Origin of the sequence: Tritonibacter sp. SIMBA_163 (genome assembly GCF_046535935.1) — a bacterium.
Lineage (GTDB): Bacteria > Pseudomonadota > Alphaproteobacteria > Rhodobacterales > Rhodobacteraceae > Epibacterium > Epibacterium scottomollicae.
The window spans coordinates 186273-200650 of the sequence record NZ_JAWJBP010000001.1; the positions used below are offsets into that span (position 1 = coordinate 186273).

The following is a 14378-nucleotide window of genomic DNA, read 5'->3' on the forward strand; positions in this document are numbered from 1 at the left end:
ATGTTTTAATAAGCAAACAGGCTGCATGTATGCAAGAGGAAACCAAACCCACTCCTAATCCAGAGCGTCGGGCGCAGATGCGCGCCCGGCTGATCGCGGCGGCGCGCGCGCTCTTTGTGGAAAAAGGCTATGCCGAGGCCAGCACGCCCGAGATCGTGCGCGCGGCAGGAGCCACGCGGGGGGCGCTCTATCATCACTTCGACGACAAGCGGGCGCTGTTTCGCGCCGTTGTGCAGCAGGAGGCTGAGGCGGTCACGCAGGCCATCCAGGCCGCAGGGCAGGGGGCGGTCGGTGAGGGCGCGTTGACCGCGGGCAGCCGCGCGTTCTTTGCGGCGATGCAGATCAACGGGCGGGCGCAATTGCTGCTGGTTGATGGCCCCTCGGTCCTCGGTGCGCAGGAGATGGATCGCATCGACGCCGGCGGGGGCAGGGCGGCCCTGCGTCTCGGTCTGGCCGCAGCGCAGCCAGATCTGCCCGCCGGAGAGCTGGACGCGCGCGCCACGGTACTGTCGGCGGCGTTTGACCGGGCAGCCTTGGCGATCACGCAGGGGGACGGCGCTCCTGAGGATTTCGAGGCTGCGATGGCCGCCCTTCTGGGCACTGGCTTCGGGTGAAACGCGAGGCGCCGCGCGTCAGCGCGGCGCCGGGCCCAACGGGCGCGTCTGCATTTTCAATGCTGATGAGACGGGCGGGAGCCCCCCGCCAGCGCGGTTATTCGCCAGAGGTTTTGGCCGCTTTCTTCTTGGCAGGGGCCTTTTTCGCTGCGGTCTTGGTCTTAGCGGTGGCCTTCTTGGCAGGTGCTTTCTTCTTGCCCGTCTTGCCAGCCTTCTCGTTGATCAGCTCGACCGCCATCTCCATGGTCACATCCTTGGCCTCGGTGTCCTTGGGCAGGGTCGCATTGATCTTGCCCCATTTGACATATGGCCCGTAGCGCCCGTCCATGATGTTGACCGGCCCGCCTTCGCCGGGGTGTTCACCCAGCTCGCGCAGCGCCTTGGCCGCGGCGGAACGGCCCCGGCCCGGATTGGCCCGCTTCTCCGCCAGCATCTCCACCGCCCGGTTCATGCCGATCTCGAAGACGTCCAGCGTCTCCTTGAGGTTCACATAGACCGGTTTTTCCTCATCCGGGCGTTGGTGCATGATGTAGGGTCCGAAGCGACCAAGGTTCGAGGACACCACGCCCCCATCGGGATGTGCGCCGATTTCGCGCGGCAGGGTCAGCAGGGTCACCCCCTGTTCCAGCGTGATGTCGTTCGGCCCCCAACCGGGCAGGTAGTCCTTGCCCTGTTTCGGCAGCGAGGACCGTGGTGGCTTCTTGTTCTCGGGCGTGGCTTCGCCGCGTTGCACATATGGGCCAAAGCGACCAGATTTCAGGTGGATCTCGTCACCATCATCCTCGCCCAGCACCCGTTCGTAGCCTTCGGCACCCTCGCCGGAGATCGGACGGGTGTAATTGCACTCCGGGTAGTTGCCGCAGCCGACAAACCCGCCGGTGCGCGAGGTCTTCAGATGCAGCTGGCCTGCGCCGCATTTCGGGCATTGGCGCGGGTCGCCGCCATCTTCGCGCGGTGGATAGAGCTGCGGTGCCAGCGCTTCGTCCAGCACATCCAGCACCTCGGAGATCCGCAGATCCGAGGCCTCGGAGATCGCCGCCGAGAAATCGCGCCAGAAGCTGTCCAGCAGTTCCTTGTAATCCTTGCCCCCGGCACTCACGTCATCCAACTGGTTTTCCAGTGCGGCGGTAAAGTCATACTCCACGTAGCGCTTGAAGAAGTTCAGCAGGAAGATGGTCACGATCCGCCCCTTGTCTTCGGGGAACAGGCGGTTCTTGTCCTTGCGAACGTATTCGCGGTCCTGGATCGTGGTGATGACGCTGGCATAGGTGGACGGGCGACCGATGCCCAGCTCTTCCATGCGTTTGACCAGCGTCGCCTCGGTGTAGCGCGGCGGTGGTTGTGTATGGTGCTGCAGCGCCAGCGTAGCGCCATCCTCGGACAGGCGGGAGCCGTCCTTGCCGGGCTTTTCAGCCTGCGCGGCGAGGGAGGAGCCAAATTTCAGGCTCTCGCCCTGCATGATCTGGGGCAGGCGCTTGTCGTCCTCGTCCACCACATCATCGCGGCCTTCTTCATAGACCCGCATGAACCCGTCGAAGAGCACCACCTGACCGGTGGCGCGCAGCACCACCTGCTTGTCGTCGGAGCCGATGTCGACCGTGGTGCGTTCCATCCGGGCACCGGCCATCTGGCAGGCCAGTGTCCGCTTCCAGATCAGATCATAGAGCTTGCGCTGGTCGTCCTCAGAAACCTTGAGGCTCTTGGCGTCACGGCTCATGTCCGTGGGGCGAATACACTCGTGGGCTTCCTGCGCGTTCTTGGCCTTGTTCTTGTAGATGCGCGGCTCGCCCGGCACATAATCCTTGCCATAGCGGGTCGCGATTTCCTCGCGTGCGGCGGTGACCGCCTCGGGCGCCATGTCGATGCCGTCGGTCCGCATATAGGTGATGAGACCGGCCTCATAGAGGCGCTGCGCGGTGTTCATGCACTGTTTGGCGCCCATGCCGAACTTGCGGCTGGCCTCCTGTTGCAGGGTCGAGGTCATGAAGGGCGCCGACGGGTTGCGGGCGGCAGGTTTGGCTTCGACCGACAGCACCGACATCTTGCGGCTGGCCACGGCCTGCACCGCCAGTTCGGCGGCGGTGGAATTTGCCAAGCTGAACTTGTCGAGCTTTTCGCCGCCCAGAACCGTCAGTCGTGCCTCGAAGGACTGGCCGCGCGGGGTCGCCAGATGGGCGCGCACCGACCAATATTCTTGCGGGTTGAAGGCTTCGATCTCCATCTCGCGCTCGACGATCAGACGCAGGCAGACCGATTGCACGCGACCGGCCGACCGGGCACCGGGCAGTTTGCGCCACAGTACCGGAGAGAGGTTGAACCCGACGAGATAGTCCAGTGCGCGGCGGGCCAGATAGGCCTCCACCAGCGGCAGGTCGACTTCACGCGGGTTGCGCATGGCTTCTGTGACAGCTTCCTTGGTGATCGCATTGAAGGTCACCCGCTTGACGTCGGTGTCCTTCTTGATCGAACGGCGCTTGGTCAGCGCCTCCTGCAGGTGCCAGCTGATCGCCTCGCCTTCGCGATCAGGGTCAGTCGCGAGGATCAGGGCATTGTCGGTTTTCAGCGCTTCGGCGATGGCGCGCACATGTTTCTTGGAGTCGTTGCCGACCTCCCAGGTCATGGCAAAATCATCGTCCGGCTGTACCGATCCGTTCTTGGCGGGCAGGTCCCGTACGTGACCATAAGATGCCAGAACGGTGTAGTCGGAGCCCAGATACTTGTTGATCGTTTTAGCTTTGGCCGGTGATTCGACGACGACGACTGGCATAAAAATAGGCACCTTTCCATACGGGTTTAATCGCGCTCTATGGCGGGGCAACATGTGTCGCGCAAGGGGAGAATGTCAATCCGGGCGAAGAAAGCCAGCCCGGATATCCTACAGGGCCGGGCGCATTTGGAGCCCGGAAATCAGCGTTTCTTGATGATCACCCCGCCGGGCCCGCGGCCAATTTCGCCCGCAAGTTCAAGGTCGGTCAGCACCGTGCGCACCCTGCGGGCGGTGCTGTCCAGATCGTCTATCAACTGGCCTTCGGGGGTGGGCGCCATGGCCAGTCGATCAAGTATTTGCTGATGCAGCGCGGCGGTCTGCCGCAGGCTGCGTCGTTCCGGCGGAGGAGGAGGGAGGTCTGCGGGATCTATGGGCCTCACGGGGGCAGGCGAATGGTCGAGCGGCGGCAGCGCGTCGATCACATCTTGGGCGTCGCGCACTAGAACAGCGCCGTCCCGGATCAGCAGGTTGCCACCACTGGCGCGGGCATCAAACGGATGTCCGGGCACCGCCATCACGTCGCGCCCCAGATCGAGCGCGTCGCGGGCGGTGATCAGGCTGCCGGATTTCACCGCAGCCTCAACAACGATGGTAGCAAGCCCGATGCCTGCGATAATGCGGTTGCGCGGTGGGAAGTGGCGGGCCTGGGGTTGCAGTCCCATGGGCTGCTCCGACAGGCGCAGGCCCTGCTTTGCAATGGACTGCGCCAGCCGGGTATTCTCGGACGGGTATATGATATCGACGCCGCCGCCCTGCACCGCAATTGTGCCGGATCCAAGCGCGCCCTCATGCGCGCTGGCGTCAATGCCGCGCGCCAGACCCGAGACCACCGTATAGCCTGCAGCGCCGAGATCGCGGGCCAGCGCATAGGCCATGCGCCGCCCCAGCGACGAGGCATTGCGCGCGCCAACGATGGCGATCGCCGGGCGTGACAACAACGACAAATCGCCCATCGCCCAGAGCACAGGCGGCGGATTGGGGATGGCCGCAAGAGGAGCGGGATATTCAGGATCGCCAAAGCACAAAAGCCGCGCATTGGCGGCTTTTGCTGTGTCAAGCTCGGCGTCTAATTGGTCTTTTGAGTACGTTCTGTACCCTTTTACGCTCGCAGCCGCTGCCACTTCGGGCAGCTTATCCAGCACATTCTGCGCTGATCCATACTCGGCCAGAAGCCGGTAGAAGGTCACTGTCCCAATTCCTCGGGAACGCAACAGACGAAGCCAGGAATACCTTTGATCTTCCGTGGTGGGTGGGAGTGGGGGGTGAGTGGAAGAATTTGCTTCTCCGGTCATGCCCTCGCCTCGCCTTGTTGCAAGACTAGGTTTACGACTTTCGCGGTTAACAGGTGGTGAACACCGCGCGGATTTATCGAGATTTTTCGGTACTTTTCGCTATGTCACTGAAAAAGAACGATATTGGTGTCGCGCATGCATTTGACTGACGCCGCGATCACAGGTTTTGCGGGCGATACTTGGTAAATATGTGTCCGTTTCGGGCTGAATCGGGCTCGATTTTGCCTACTTCGTTAAACAACCGTAAGCGCGCACCCATGGCGGCATGACTGCGGCTGATGGGCTGGAACAGGCGATTCATCACAAGGAATGAATCGCCTGAATGTTTGCGTGTCGACAGTGTCTCAGGTGGCAGAGCCGCCAACCGTCAGGCCACCCATGAGCACGCTGGGTTGGCCAACACCGACCGGCACCCACTGGCCCTGCTTGCCGCAGTTCCCCATACCCGGATCGAGTGCCATGTCATTGCCAAGGCCGCGGATCTTCTGAAGGGCGGTGGCACCATCGCCGATCAGGGTGGCGCCCTTCACCGGCGCACCGATCTTGCCATCCTTCACCCGATAGGCCTCGGTGCAAGAGAAGACGAACTTGCCATTGGTAATGTCCACCTGACCGCCGCCAAAGCCCACGGCCCAGATGCCATCCTTCATGTCCTTGACGAGATCTTCGGGGGCCGCGTCACCGCCCAACATATATGTATTGGTCATTCGCGGCATCGGCGCATGTGCAAAGCTCTGGCGTCGACCGTTGCCGGTGGGTTCGACCCCCATCAGGCGGGCGTTTTGGCGATCCTGCATGTAGCCGACCAGAATACCGTCTTCGATCAGCGTGGTTTTCTGGCTGGGCGTGCCCTCGTCATCAATGGTGATTGAACCGCGCCGGTCGGGGATCGTGCCATCGTCCAGCACGGTGACACCGGGGGAGGCGATGCGGCTCCCCAACAGCCCGGCAAAGGCAGACGACCCTTTGCGGTTGAAGTCACCTTCAAGCCCATGGCCGATGGCCTCATGCAGCAGGATGCCGGGCCAGCCGGGCCCAAGCACCACATCAAATTCCCCGGCCGGAGCGGGTTCGGCCTCGAGGTTGACCAGCGCGATCCGCAGCGCCTCGCGGGCCTTGGCCTGCCAGTCCTGCGGCAGGATCAGCCCATCAAGGCCCACACGCCCGCCGCCACCCGCGGTGCCGCTTTCGCGTCGTCCGCCGTCCTCGACAATGACCGAGACGTTGACACGGGTCATCGGTCGGACGTCGCGCATCCGGGTGCCATCGGCGCGCAGGATCTCAATCTCCTGCAACGATGCGGCCAGAGTGGCCGAGACCTGAACCACGCGCGGATCCAGCTCGCGGGAAAAACTGTCGATCTCCCGCAGGGTCTCCACCTTGACGGGGAAGGCCTGTGCGGCGATCGGGTCGAGGTCACCATAGAGTTTCTGATTGGTGGCCTGCGGGGCAGGGGCCATGGTGCCGCCGCCGGCGCCGACAGCCAGCCGCGCAGTTTCGGCAGCGCGTTTCAGGGCCGAGACGGACATAGTGGTGGAGTGAGCGTAGCCCGCCACCTCGCCGCGGACGGCTCGCAGCCCAAAGCCCTCGGCCGCGTCGTAGCTCGCGGTGCGCAGGCGACCATCATCAAAGACCAGAGCCTCCGACTTGGTGCGCTCGGCAAAAATCTCGCCATCGTCGGCTCCGGCGAGCGCGTCGCGCAGAACCGGCAGCGCCTCATCCTCGGGGAGGGTGGTCTCAAAGGGGCGAAATGCGGGTGTATCCATCAAATGGGCCTCGATTTTTTTGATCTAAGTCAAGAAAGCGACGCTATGACGCGAGCTACCCTCTTTATAACCTCTCCAGAATATGATTTTTAACAGCCTCAAAGACAACGGGCGCAGCAGAGTTTTTCTGAACGATTCCGCGACCCCGTCCCATGCAACGATCAAGCGATCAGGAAACGACATGAAGAATGCTTTGACGCTTTCGGGCTTTATCGCCGCTCTTTCGAGCCTTCCAGCAATGGCGCAAGAAGGTCTGGAAACCATTGGTAAGCCGACAGATGGCAACCTTGGCTTCCAGCCGGCGGCCTCCGAACTGGCGGAAGGTATTCACCAGCTGGACCACATGATTCTCATCATCATCACTGCGGTTTGTATCTTTGTCGCCGGTTTGATGCTCTACGCCATTGTGCGCTTCAACCGCCGCGCCAACCCGGAAGCGTCCAGCTTCACCCACAACACACCGATCGAGATCGCGTGGACCGTTGTGCCGATCCTTATCCTGATCGTCATCGGCTCCTTCTCGCTGCCGGAACTGTTCCGCCAGCAGGAAATCCCTGAAGGCGACGTGACCATCAAGGTCACCGGCTACCAGTGGTACTGGGGCTACGAGTACGTCGATCACGACTTTGCCTTCGACAGCTACCTGATTGGACACCCGGCCACGTTGAACGAAAGCGCGCGCCCGGCTGACGCCGACGTGACACCCTTCGTTTATAACGAAGCGATGGAGCTGAAGCTCAAAGACGCAGGCTATGCGGGTGACGAATTCCTTCTGGCCACGGACACTGCGGTTGTTGTTCCGGTGAACAAGACCATCGTTATGCAGGTGACCGGTGCCGATGTGATCCACTCCTGGGCGATGCCAGCCTTCGGCGTGAAACAGGATGCGGTTCCGGGCCGTCTGGCAGAGCTGTGGTTCAAGCCGACGCAGGAAGGCGTGTATTTCGGTCAGTGTTCCGAACTGTGCGGCAAGGACCATGCCTACATGCCGATTACGGTCAAGGTTGTGAGCCAGGAAGCCTATGACGAATGGCTGAATGGCGCGATCGATGAATACGCCGGCCTGCCGCAAAGCTTCCAAGTCGCCTCCAACTGAGGACGATTCTGCTTCTGCGCCTTGCTCGCCAGAGCAGGTGCGGAGGCACCCATGCCCGTTTCCTGAAAAACGGCCACGCTTAGAATGCGTGGCCGTCACAGACCCGAAAAGAGCTTGAGACATGAGCGACGCCAGCATCAACGCAAGCATGATCCGTGAAGATGACGCCTCCTTGGGCGATTACTTTGCGTTGCTCAAACCGCGCGTCATGTCGCTGGTTGTGTTCACCGCCCTCGTCGGCTTGCTCGCAGCGCCGGTTGGGGTGCATCCGGTTGTCGGTTTTTGCGCGATTTTGTTCATCGCCATTGGCGGTGGGGCGTCCGGTGCGCTCAACATGTGGTGGGACTCCGATATCGATCAGGTGATGAAACGCACCAAGTCGCGTCCAATTCCCGCAGGCAAAGTCGACAAAGGCGAAGCGCTGAGCCTCGGTCTGGCGCTGTCTGGCCTGTCGGTGATCATGCTGGCGCTGGCGACCAACGTCTTTGCGGGGGCGTTTCTGGCCTTCACCATTTTCTTCTATGTGGTGGTCTACACCATGTGGCTGAAGCGTGCGACGCCGCAAAATATCGTCATCGGTGGTGCGGCAGGGGCCTTCCCGCCGGTCATCGGCTGGATCGCGGCAACCGGGTCGATGACCATTGAACCGTGGTTGATGTTCGCGCTGACCTTTTTGTGGACCCCGCCGCATTTCTGGGCGCTGGCGCTCTTCATGCGCAACGACTACGACATCGCGGATGTGCCGATGCTGACCGTGACACATGGTCGTCGATCCACCCGCAAGCATATCCTCGTTTATACCATCATTCTCGCGACCTTCGCTCTCGCCACCGCCTTTACCGGTGTCGGTGGTCCGATCTACCTGACCGTCGCGCTGGTGCTGAATGCGCTGTTCCTCAAAGGGGCCGTGCAGATCTGGCGCCGTGACGAGGCGATCTGCGAGGATGACAACTTCAAAGTGGAGCGCTCTTTCTTCAAGCTGTCGTTGCTCTATCTGTTTCTGCACTTTGGAGCGATCCTCGCAGAGGCGCTGCTGAAACCATATGGTCTGGGAGGCTGGTAACTGAGATGAGCTTGCGCAAGGAACATGAGCTGCACAACCGACGCAAAGGCCGCAACTTTGGCGTTGGCCTGCTGCTGGCCGGATTTGTCGTTCTGGTATTGGCGCTGACCATGGTCAAAGTGACGTCAGCCGGCTTTACGTTCCCCGAAATCGAAGGCGGAGAGTAAACCTGATGGCGATGAGCGGTCCTAAAAAGACAGTGATACAGCTGGTCGGCGTGGTGACCCTGATGGGCGGACTGGCCTGGGCCTCTGTCCCGTTCTACGACTGGTTTTGCCGTGTCACCGGCTTTGGTGGCGTGACCCAGGTCGCTGATGCCGGGTCTGATCAGGTACTGAACAAAACGATCAAGGTCCGCTTCGACGCGTCGAAGGACCGCGATATGCCGTGGGAATTCAAACCCGTCGAACGGATCATGGAACTGAAGATCGGTGAGACCGGGCTGGCCTTCTACGAGGCCTATAACCCGACGGATCGTCCCGTCGCAGGGCAGGCCTCCTACAACGTGGCGCCCTATTCGGCTGGCTACTACTTTGAGAAAATTCAGTGTTTCTGCTTTAATGAGCAGGTGCTGCAACCTGGGGAGCGGGTGATGATGCCTGTGACCTTCTTCGTGGACCCCGAGATTGTCGAGGACGCGGAGGCAAAATTTGTGCATACGATCACCTTGTCGTACACATTTCACGAGATCGATCTGCCCGAGGGCTATGCCGCCCTCGACACCGGAGATACATCCGGGGCAGAGACGGAACTGAACTAGGCCGCTTTGGTGAGGGACACTTAAAATGGCGCATGCTAAAAATCACGACTTCCACATTCTGCCGCCGTCGATCTGGCCGTTGATCAGCAGCATTGGCGCCTTCGTCATGCTCTTTGGCGCCGTGCTCTGGATGCACGACGTTACAGCCTGGCTGTTCTGGGCGGGCCTCGTCGCCGTGCTCTACTCCGCCTTCTGCTGGTGGTCCGAGACCATCGCCGAGAACAAGGCCGGCGATCACACCCCCGTGGTGCTGATCGGCCTGCGGTATGGCTTCATCCTGTTCGTTATGTCCGAGGTGATGTTCTTCTTCGCTTGGTTCTGGTCATTCTTCAAACACGCCATGTACCCGATGGAGCGTTATGTCGGCACCGAATATGTGGCGCCGGAGATCTATCCCGTGGACGCGTTTCACCTGCCGTTGATCAACACGCTGGTGTTGTTGCTTTCGGGCTGTGCCGTGACCTGGGCGCACCATGCGCTGGTGCACGAAAATGACCGCAAGGGCCTGATCAACGGTCTGGCCATTGGTATCGTGCTCGGTGTGTTCTTCACCGTCCTGCAGGGCTACGAATATGTGCACCTGCTGCACGAAGGCTGGGAGTTCGGTGGTGACGAGTTCTACTCCAACTTCTTCATGGCGACCGGCTTTCACGGCTTTCACGTGGTGCTCGGCACGATCTTCCTTATCGTCTGCCTGATCCGTGCGATGAAGGGTGACTTCACCCCGAAACAGCACGCCGGTTTCGAGATGGCAGCCTGGTACTGGCACTTCGTCGATGTGGTCTGGTTGTTCCTCTTTGTTGCGGTCTACATCTGGGGCACCGCCGGACTGGCGCACTGATCTCAATGTAGCGGATACATGATTGCGGTTTTCCTTTTGGCAAACAGCACGTATCTAACGGGGCGCGCGGGATCATCCCGCGCGCCCCTTGCGGTTCCAGGGGGACAACTATGACCACCGGATCAGGAGCACGCGCGCGATGCGACGGATGATCTTTCTCGGCCTTGTGGGCGGGCTCGGCCTTGCGGCGCTGCTGGCGCTTGGGGTCTGGCAGCTGCAGCGACTGGCGTGGAAGGAAGATATCCTCGCGATGATCGAGACCCGCATCGCCGCCGCACCAGTGCCCTTGCCGGCCAACCCCGACCCGCAGACCGACCGATATCTTGCCGTGGCCATCGCAGGCGAAATCGCCCTGCAAGAGCTGCATGTGTTCTGGGTGACCGAAGCGCAGGGCGCTGGCTACCGGGTGATCTCCCCCTTTGTGACCGCGTCGGGCCGCCGGATCCTGCTGGACCGGGGCTATATTCGCGACGCGGACAAAGACAGTGCCCGTGCTGGCGGCCCGGTCGAAATCACCGGCAACCTGCTGTGGCCGGACGAGGGCGATTGGACCACGCCGCCGCCGGAGGAAGACACCAATATTCTCTACGCCCGCGACATCGCCTATATGGCAGAGCGGCTGAACACCGAGCCGCTTCTGGTGGTGCTGCGCGACGGGGCCGAGGCGCCCCGCCCGCTGCCGGTCTCCACCACGGGCATCCCGAACAACCATCTGCAATATGCCATCACGTGGTTTTCACTCGCCCTGATCTGGGCTGCCATGACTGCCGCCTTTCTTTTGCGTACGCGCGCCAAAACCTGACAGGAACTGACGCCATGAAATACATCTCCACCCGCGGCCAAGCGCCGGAACTTACGTTTGAAGAGGCCATGCTCACAGGGCTTGCGCGCGATGGCGGGCTGTATGTCCCTGCCGAAATTCCGACGCTGTCCGCCGAGGATATCGCGGAGTTTGCGGGTCAGCCTTATGAAGAGGTTGCGTTCCGGGTGATGTGGCCCTTTGTCTCCGGCTCCTTCAGCGAAAGCGAGTTTCGGGAAATTATCGCCCGCGCCTATGCGGGGTTTGATCATGCCGCTCTTGCACCTCTGAAACAGCTTGGTGCCAATCACTTCCTGCTGGAATTGTTCCATGGGCCCACGCTGGCGTTCAAGGATTTCGCCATGCAGCTCATCGGCCAGCTGTTCCAGACGGCGTTGAAGCGCCGCGGCGACAGCGTGACCATCGTCGGGGCAACGTCGGGCGATACCGGCTCTGCGGCGATCGAGGCCTTTCGCGGGCTGGATGCGGTCAATGTGTTTATCATGTACCCGCATGGTCGCGTCTCCGAGGTGCAGCGCCGCCAGATGACCACGCCGACAGAGTCGAACGTTCATGCGCTTGCCGTGGATGGCGATTTTGACGACTGTCAGGCCGCCGTGAAGGACATGTTCAACGACTTTGATTTCCGCGATTCGGTGCAGCTGGCCGGGGTGAACTCGATCAACTTTGCCCGTGTGCTGGCGCAAGTGGTCTATTACTTCACCGCCGCCACCGCCCTCGGCGCGCCGCACCGCAAGGTTTCCTTCACCGTGCCCACCGGCAACTTCGGCGATATCTTTGCCGGCTTTATCGCCCGCCAGATGGGTTTGCCGATCGAACAGCTGGTGGTCGCCACCAACCAGAACGACATCCTGCACCGCTGCCTGTCCGGCGAAGGTTACTTCAAGGGCGAGACAATCCCCTCTATCTCGCCGTCGATGGACATCCAGGTCTCGTCGAACTTCGAACGGGCGCTGTTTTACGCCTATGGTCAGGACGGTAAGGCGGTGGCGCAGCTGATGGACGAGCTGAAATCGGGCGGCGGCTTCAAGGTGTCCCAGGGCGCCATGCAGGCGCTGAGCGAGATTTACACCTCTGGTCGTGCCTCCGAAGAGGAGACGATGGCGACCATAAAATCCGAGCTGGCCTCCTCGGGGGAGCTTCTGTGCCCCCATGGCGCGGTCGGCGTGAAGGTTGCCAACGAGCATCTGACGGACGGCGTGCCGATGGTGACGCTGGCCACCGCGCATCCGGCCAAGTTTCCGGCGGCGGTGGAAGACGCCTGCGGGGTGCATCCGCCTCTTCCCCCGCGCATGGCAGATCTGTATGAAAGATCGGAACGTGTGACCCGGATCGCCAATGATCTCGGCACAATCGAAGAACACATCAGAAAGCACATCGCCAATTGACCGTTAAACAAGACACCCTGCCGAACGGGTTTCGTATCGTCACTGAGTACATGCCGGGGCTGCAGTCTGCTGCTATCGGCATCTGGGTTTCGGCGGGCGCTCGTCACGAGCGGCTCGAACAGAATGGTATCGCCCATTTCCTGGAACACATGGCCTTCAAGGGGACCAAGCGGCGCAGCGCGTTGCAGATCGCCGAGGCCATCGAGGACGTGGGCGGCTATATCAACGCCTATACCAGCCGCGAGGTTACGGCCTATTACGCGCGGGTGCTGAAGGAAGATGTGGACCTTGCCTTTGATGTGATCTCCGACATCGTGCTGAACTCCATCTTCGATGACCGTGAGATCGAGGTGGAGCGCGGCGTGATCCTGCAGGAGATCGGCCAGACGCTGGACACACCCGACGACATCATCTTCGACTGGCTGCAGGAAGAAAGCTACCGTGATCAGGCCATTGGCCGCTCCATCCTCGGCCCGGCCGAGCGGGTGCGCAGCTTTTCCAAGGAAGACCTGCGCCGCTTTGTGGCCGAACACTATGGCCCCGGTCAAATGGTCCTGTCTGCCGCCGGTGCGGTGGATCACGACAAGCTGGTGAAAGCGGCGGAAGCGCTGTTTGGCGACCTGGAGCCAAAGCAGCAGGAAGGGGTTGAGACTGCGAGTTTTGTTGGTGGCGAGATGCGCCGCGACAAGGTGCTGGAGCAGGCCCATGTGGCACTGGCCTTCGAGAGCCCGAGCTACCGCGCTGATGACATCTACACCGCGCAGATCTATGCGGCAGCACTTGGCGGCGGCATGTCCTCGCGCCTGTTCCAGGAGGTGCGCGAGAAACGCGGCCTCTGCTACACGATCTTCTCGCAGGCGGGCGCCTATGAAGACACCGGCATGATGACCGTCTATGCGGGCACCTCCGGCGATCAGGTTTCCGATCTGGTGGGGATCACCGTGGACGAGCTGAAACGCGCCGCCGACGACATGTCGGATGCCGAGGTCGAACGCGCGCGCGCGCAGATGAAGGCGGGCATGCTGATGGGGCTGGAAAGCCCCTCCAACCGCGCCGAACGTCTGGCCCGTCTGGTGCAGATCTGGGATCGTGTGCCGACGCTGGAGGCGACGGTGGCAAAGATCGACGCGGTCACCACCGCCGATGTGCGCGCCATGGCGGCACAAATCTCGCGCGAGGCTCCGGCTGCGCTTGCCCTCTACGGACCGGTGGCTGACGCCCCGAGCCTGGAGGAGATTGCCCGGAGGCGTGCGGCCTGATGCTTCTGTCCCGTCGGACGCTTAAACTGGAGACGGAGCGCTTGACGCTCCGGCTGCCGGTGCATGCAGATTTCCGGCGATGGGCCTCACTGCGTCAGCAAAGCCAGGCCGCGCTGGTGCCCTGGGAACCCGCGTGGTCCCCGGATCATCTGAGCCGAAAGTCCTTCACCAACCGGGTCTATTGGGCCAAACGCTCTACTGCGCAGGGCTCTGCCATGCCGCTGTTCCTGTTCCGTCGCGAGGATGATGCGCTGGTCGGGGCCATCACGCTTGACAATATTCGCCGGGGACCGGCCATGGCGGGGACGATTGGCTATTGGACCGGCACCCGTTTTGCGCGCAGAGGCTACATGCGTGAGGCAATCGGCGCCGTGGTCCACCACGCCTTCACCCGCCTTGATCTGAGCCGCATCGAAGCCGCCTGCCTGCCGGAAAATGCCGCCTCGCGCGGGCTGTTGGAGCGCTCCGGCTTCAAATACGAGGGCGTCGCGCAATCCTACCTGCAAATCAACGGGCGCTGGCGCACTCATGTCCTTTATTCTGCGCTGCGTAGCGACCGGCGGGGCAAGACCATGGTTGGTCAGGCCTGAGCCTGCCGCCATAGTTCCACTGCGCAACTCACGTAAAGATCACGGTGCGTTCACGAAAATGGGAATGGCGCCGTGCAGTTTTTACGTGATGATCCCGGTGCAGCAGATAAACTCTACCTGTG

13 protein-coding genes are annotated in these 14378 nt (G+C 61.6%); 10 read left to right on the forward strand and 3 right to left on the reverse strand.

Annotation, left to right across the window (positions count from 1 at the left end; all coding sequences use genetic code 11):
* Positions 1-29: 29 nt before the first annotated feature.
* Positions 30-614: a TetR/AcrR family transcriptional regulator gene (locus tag R0J92_RS00790; protein ID WP_411050393.1), complete on the forward strand. Its 585-nt coding sequence runs from the start codon at positions 30-32 to the stop codon at positions 612-614.
* 97 nt (positions 615-711) lie between these two features.
* Here the strand turns inward: R0J92_RS00790 and topA are convergent, their stop codons facing one another.
* From topA to tldD, 3 genes are all read right to left on the reverse strand, one after another.
* Entirely contained in the window at positions 712-3381 is a 2670-nt protein-coding gene (gene topA, locus R0J92_RS00795) for a type I DNA topoisomerase (protein WP_411050394.1), read from the reverse strand.
* A gap of 140 nt (positions 3382-3521) precedes the next feature.
* On the reverse strand, positions 3522-4673 hold the full coding sequence (gene dprA / locus R0J92_RS00800) for a DNA-processing protein DprA (RefSeq protein WP_411050395.1): 1152 nt from the start codon (positions 4671-4673) through the stop codon (positions 3522-3524).
* 344 nt (positions 4674-5017) lie between these two features.
* Entirely contained in the window at positions 5018-6439 is a 1422-nt protein-coding gene (gene tldD, locus R0J92_RS00805) for a metalloprotease TldD (protein WP_411050396.1), read from the reverse strand.
* Positions 6440-6620: 181 nt separating this feature from the next.
* Here tldD and coxB point away from each other — a divergent pair, with 181 nt between their 5' ends.
* From coxB to R0J92_RS00850, 9 genes are all read left to right on the forward strand, one after another.
* Positions 6621-7535 carry a cytochrome c oxidase subunit II gene (coxB, locus tag R0J92_RS00810; RefSeq protein ID WP_411050397.1) on the forward strand — a complete coding sequence of 305 codons (915 nt, stop codon included), beginning with the start codon at positions 6621-6623 and terminating at the stop codon, positions 7533-7535.
* Between the two features lie 121 nt (positions 7536-7656).
* Positions 7657-8598: a heme o synthase gene (gene cyoE / locus R0J92_RS00815; RefSeq protein WP_106162083.1), complete on the forward strand. Its 942-nt coding sequence runs from the start codon at positions 7657-7659 to the stop codon at positions 8596-8598.
* A 5-nt stretch (positions 8599-8603) separates the two neighbouring features.
* A complete protein-coding gene (locus tag R0J92_RS00820; RefSeq protein ID WP_106162084.1) occupies positions 8604-8765 on the forward strand; it encodes a cytochrome C oxidase assembly protein in 162 nt (53 codons plus the stop codon).
* Between the two features lie 5 nt (positions 8766-8770).
* Entirely contained in the window at positions 8771-9358 is a 588-nt protein-coding gene (locus R0J92_RS00825; RefSeq protein ID WP_106162085.1) for a cytochrome c oxidase assembly protein, read from the forward strand.
* A 25-nt stretch (positions 9359-9383) separates the two neighbouring features.
* Positions 9384-10199 (forward strand): cytochrome c oxidase subunit 3, encoded by an 816-nt coding sequence (locus tag R0J92_RS00830; RefSeq protein WP_106162086.1) that lies wholly within the window; start codon positions 9384-9386, stop codon positions 10197-10199.
* 139 nt (positions 10200-10338) lie between these two features.
* Positions 10339-11001, forward strand: coding sequence for an SURF1 family protein (locus R0J92_RS00835; RefSeq protein ID WP_411050398.1), 663 nt, complete (start codon positions 10339-10341; stop codon positions 10999-11001).
* A gap of 14 nt (positions 11002-11015) precedes the next feature.
* A complete protein-coding gene (gene thrC, locus R0J92_RS00840; protein ID WP_411050399.1) occupies positions 11016-12407 on the forward strand; it encodes a threonine synthase in 1392 nt (463 codons plus the stop codon).
* Positions 12404-13666, forward strand: a complete 1263-nt coding sequence (locus R0J92_RS00845; RefSeq protein WP_106162089.1) for a M16 family metallopeptidase — start codon at positions 12404-12406, stop codon at positions 13664-13666. The genes thrC and R0J92_RS00845 overlap by 4 nt, the downstream gene beginning before the upstream one ends.
* Positions 13666-14256, forward strand: a complete 591-nt coding sequence (locus R0J92_RS00850; protein WP_106162090.1) for a GNAT family N-acetyltransferase — start codon at positions 13666-13668, stop codon at positions 14254-14256. Before R0J92_RS00845 ends, R0J92_RS00850 begins: the two co-directional genes overlap by 1 nt.
* Positions 14257-14378: the final 122 nt, after the last annotated feature.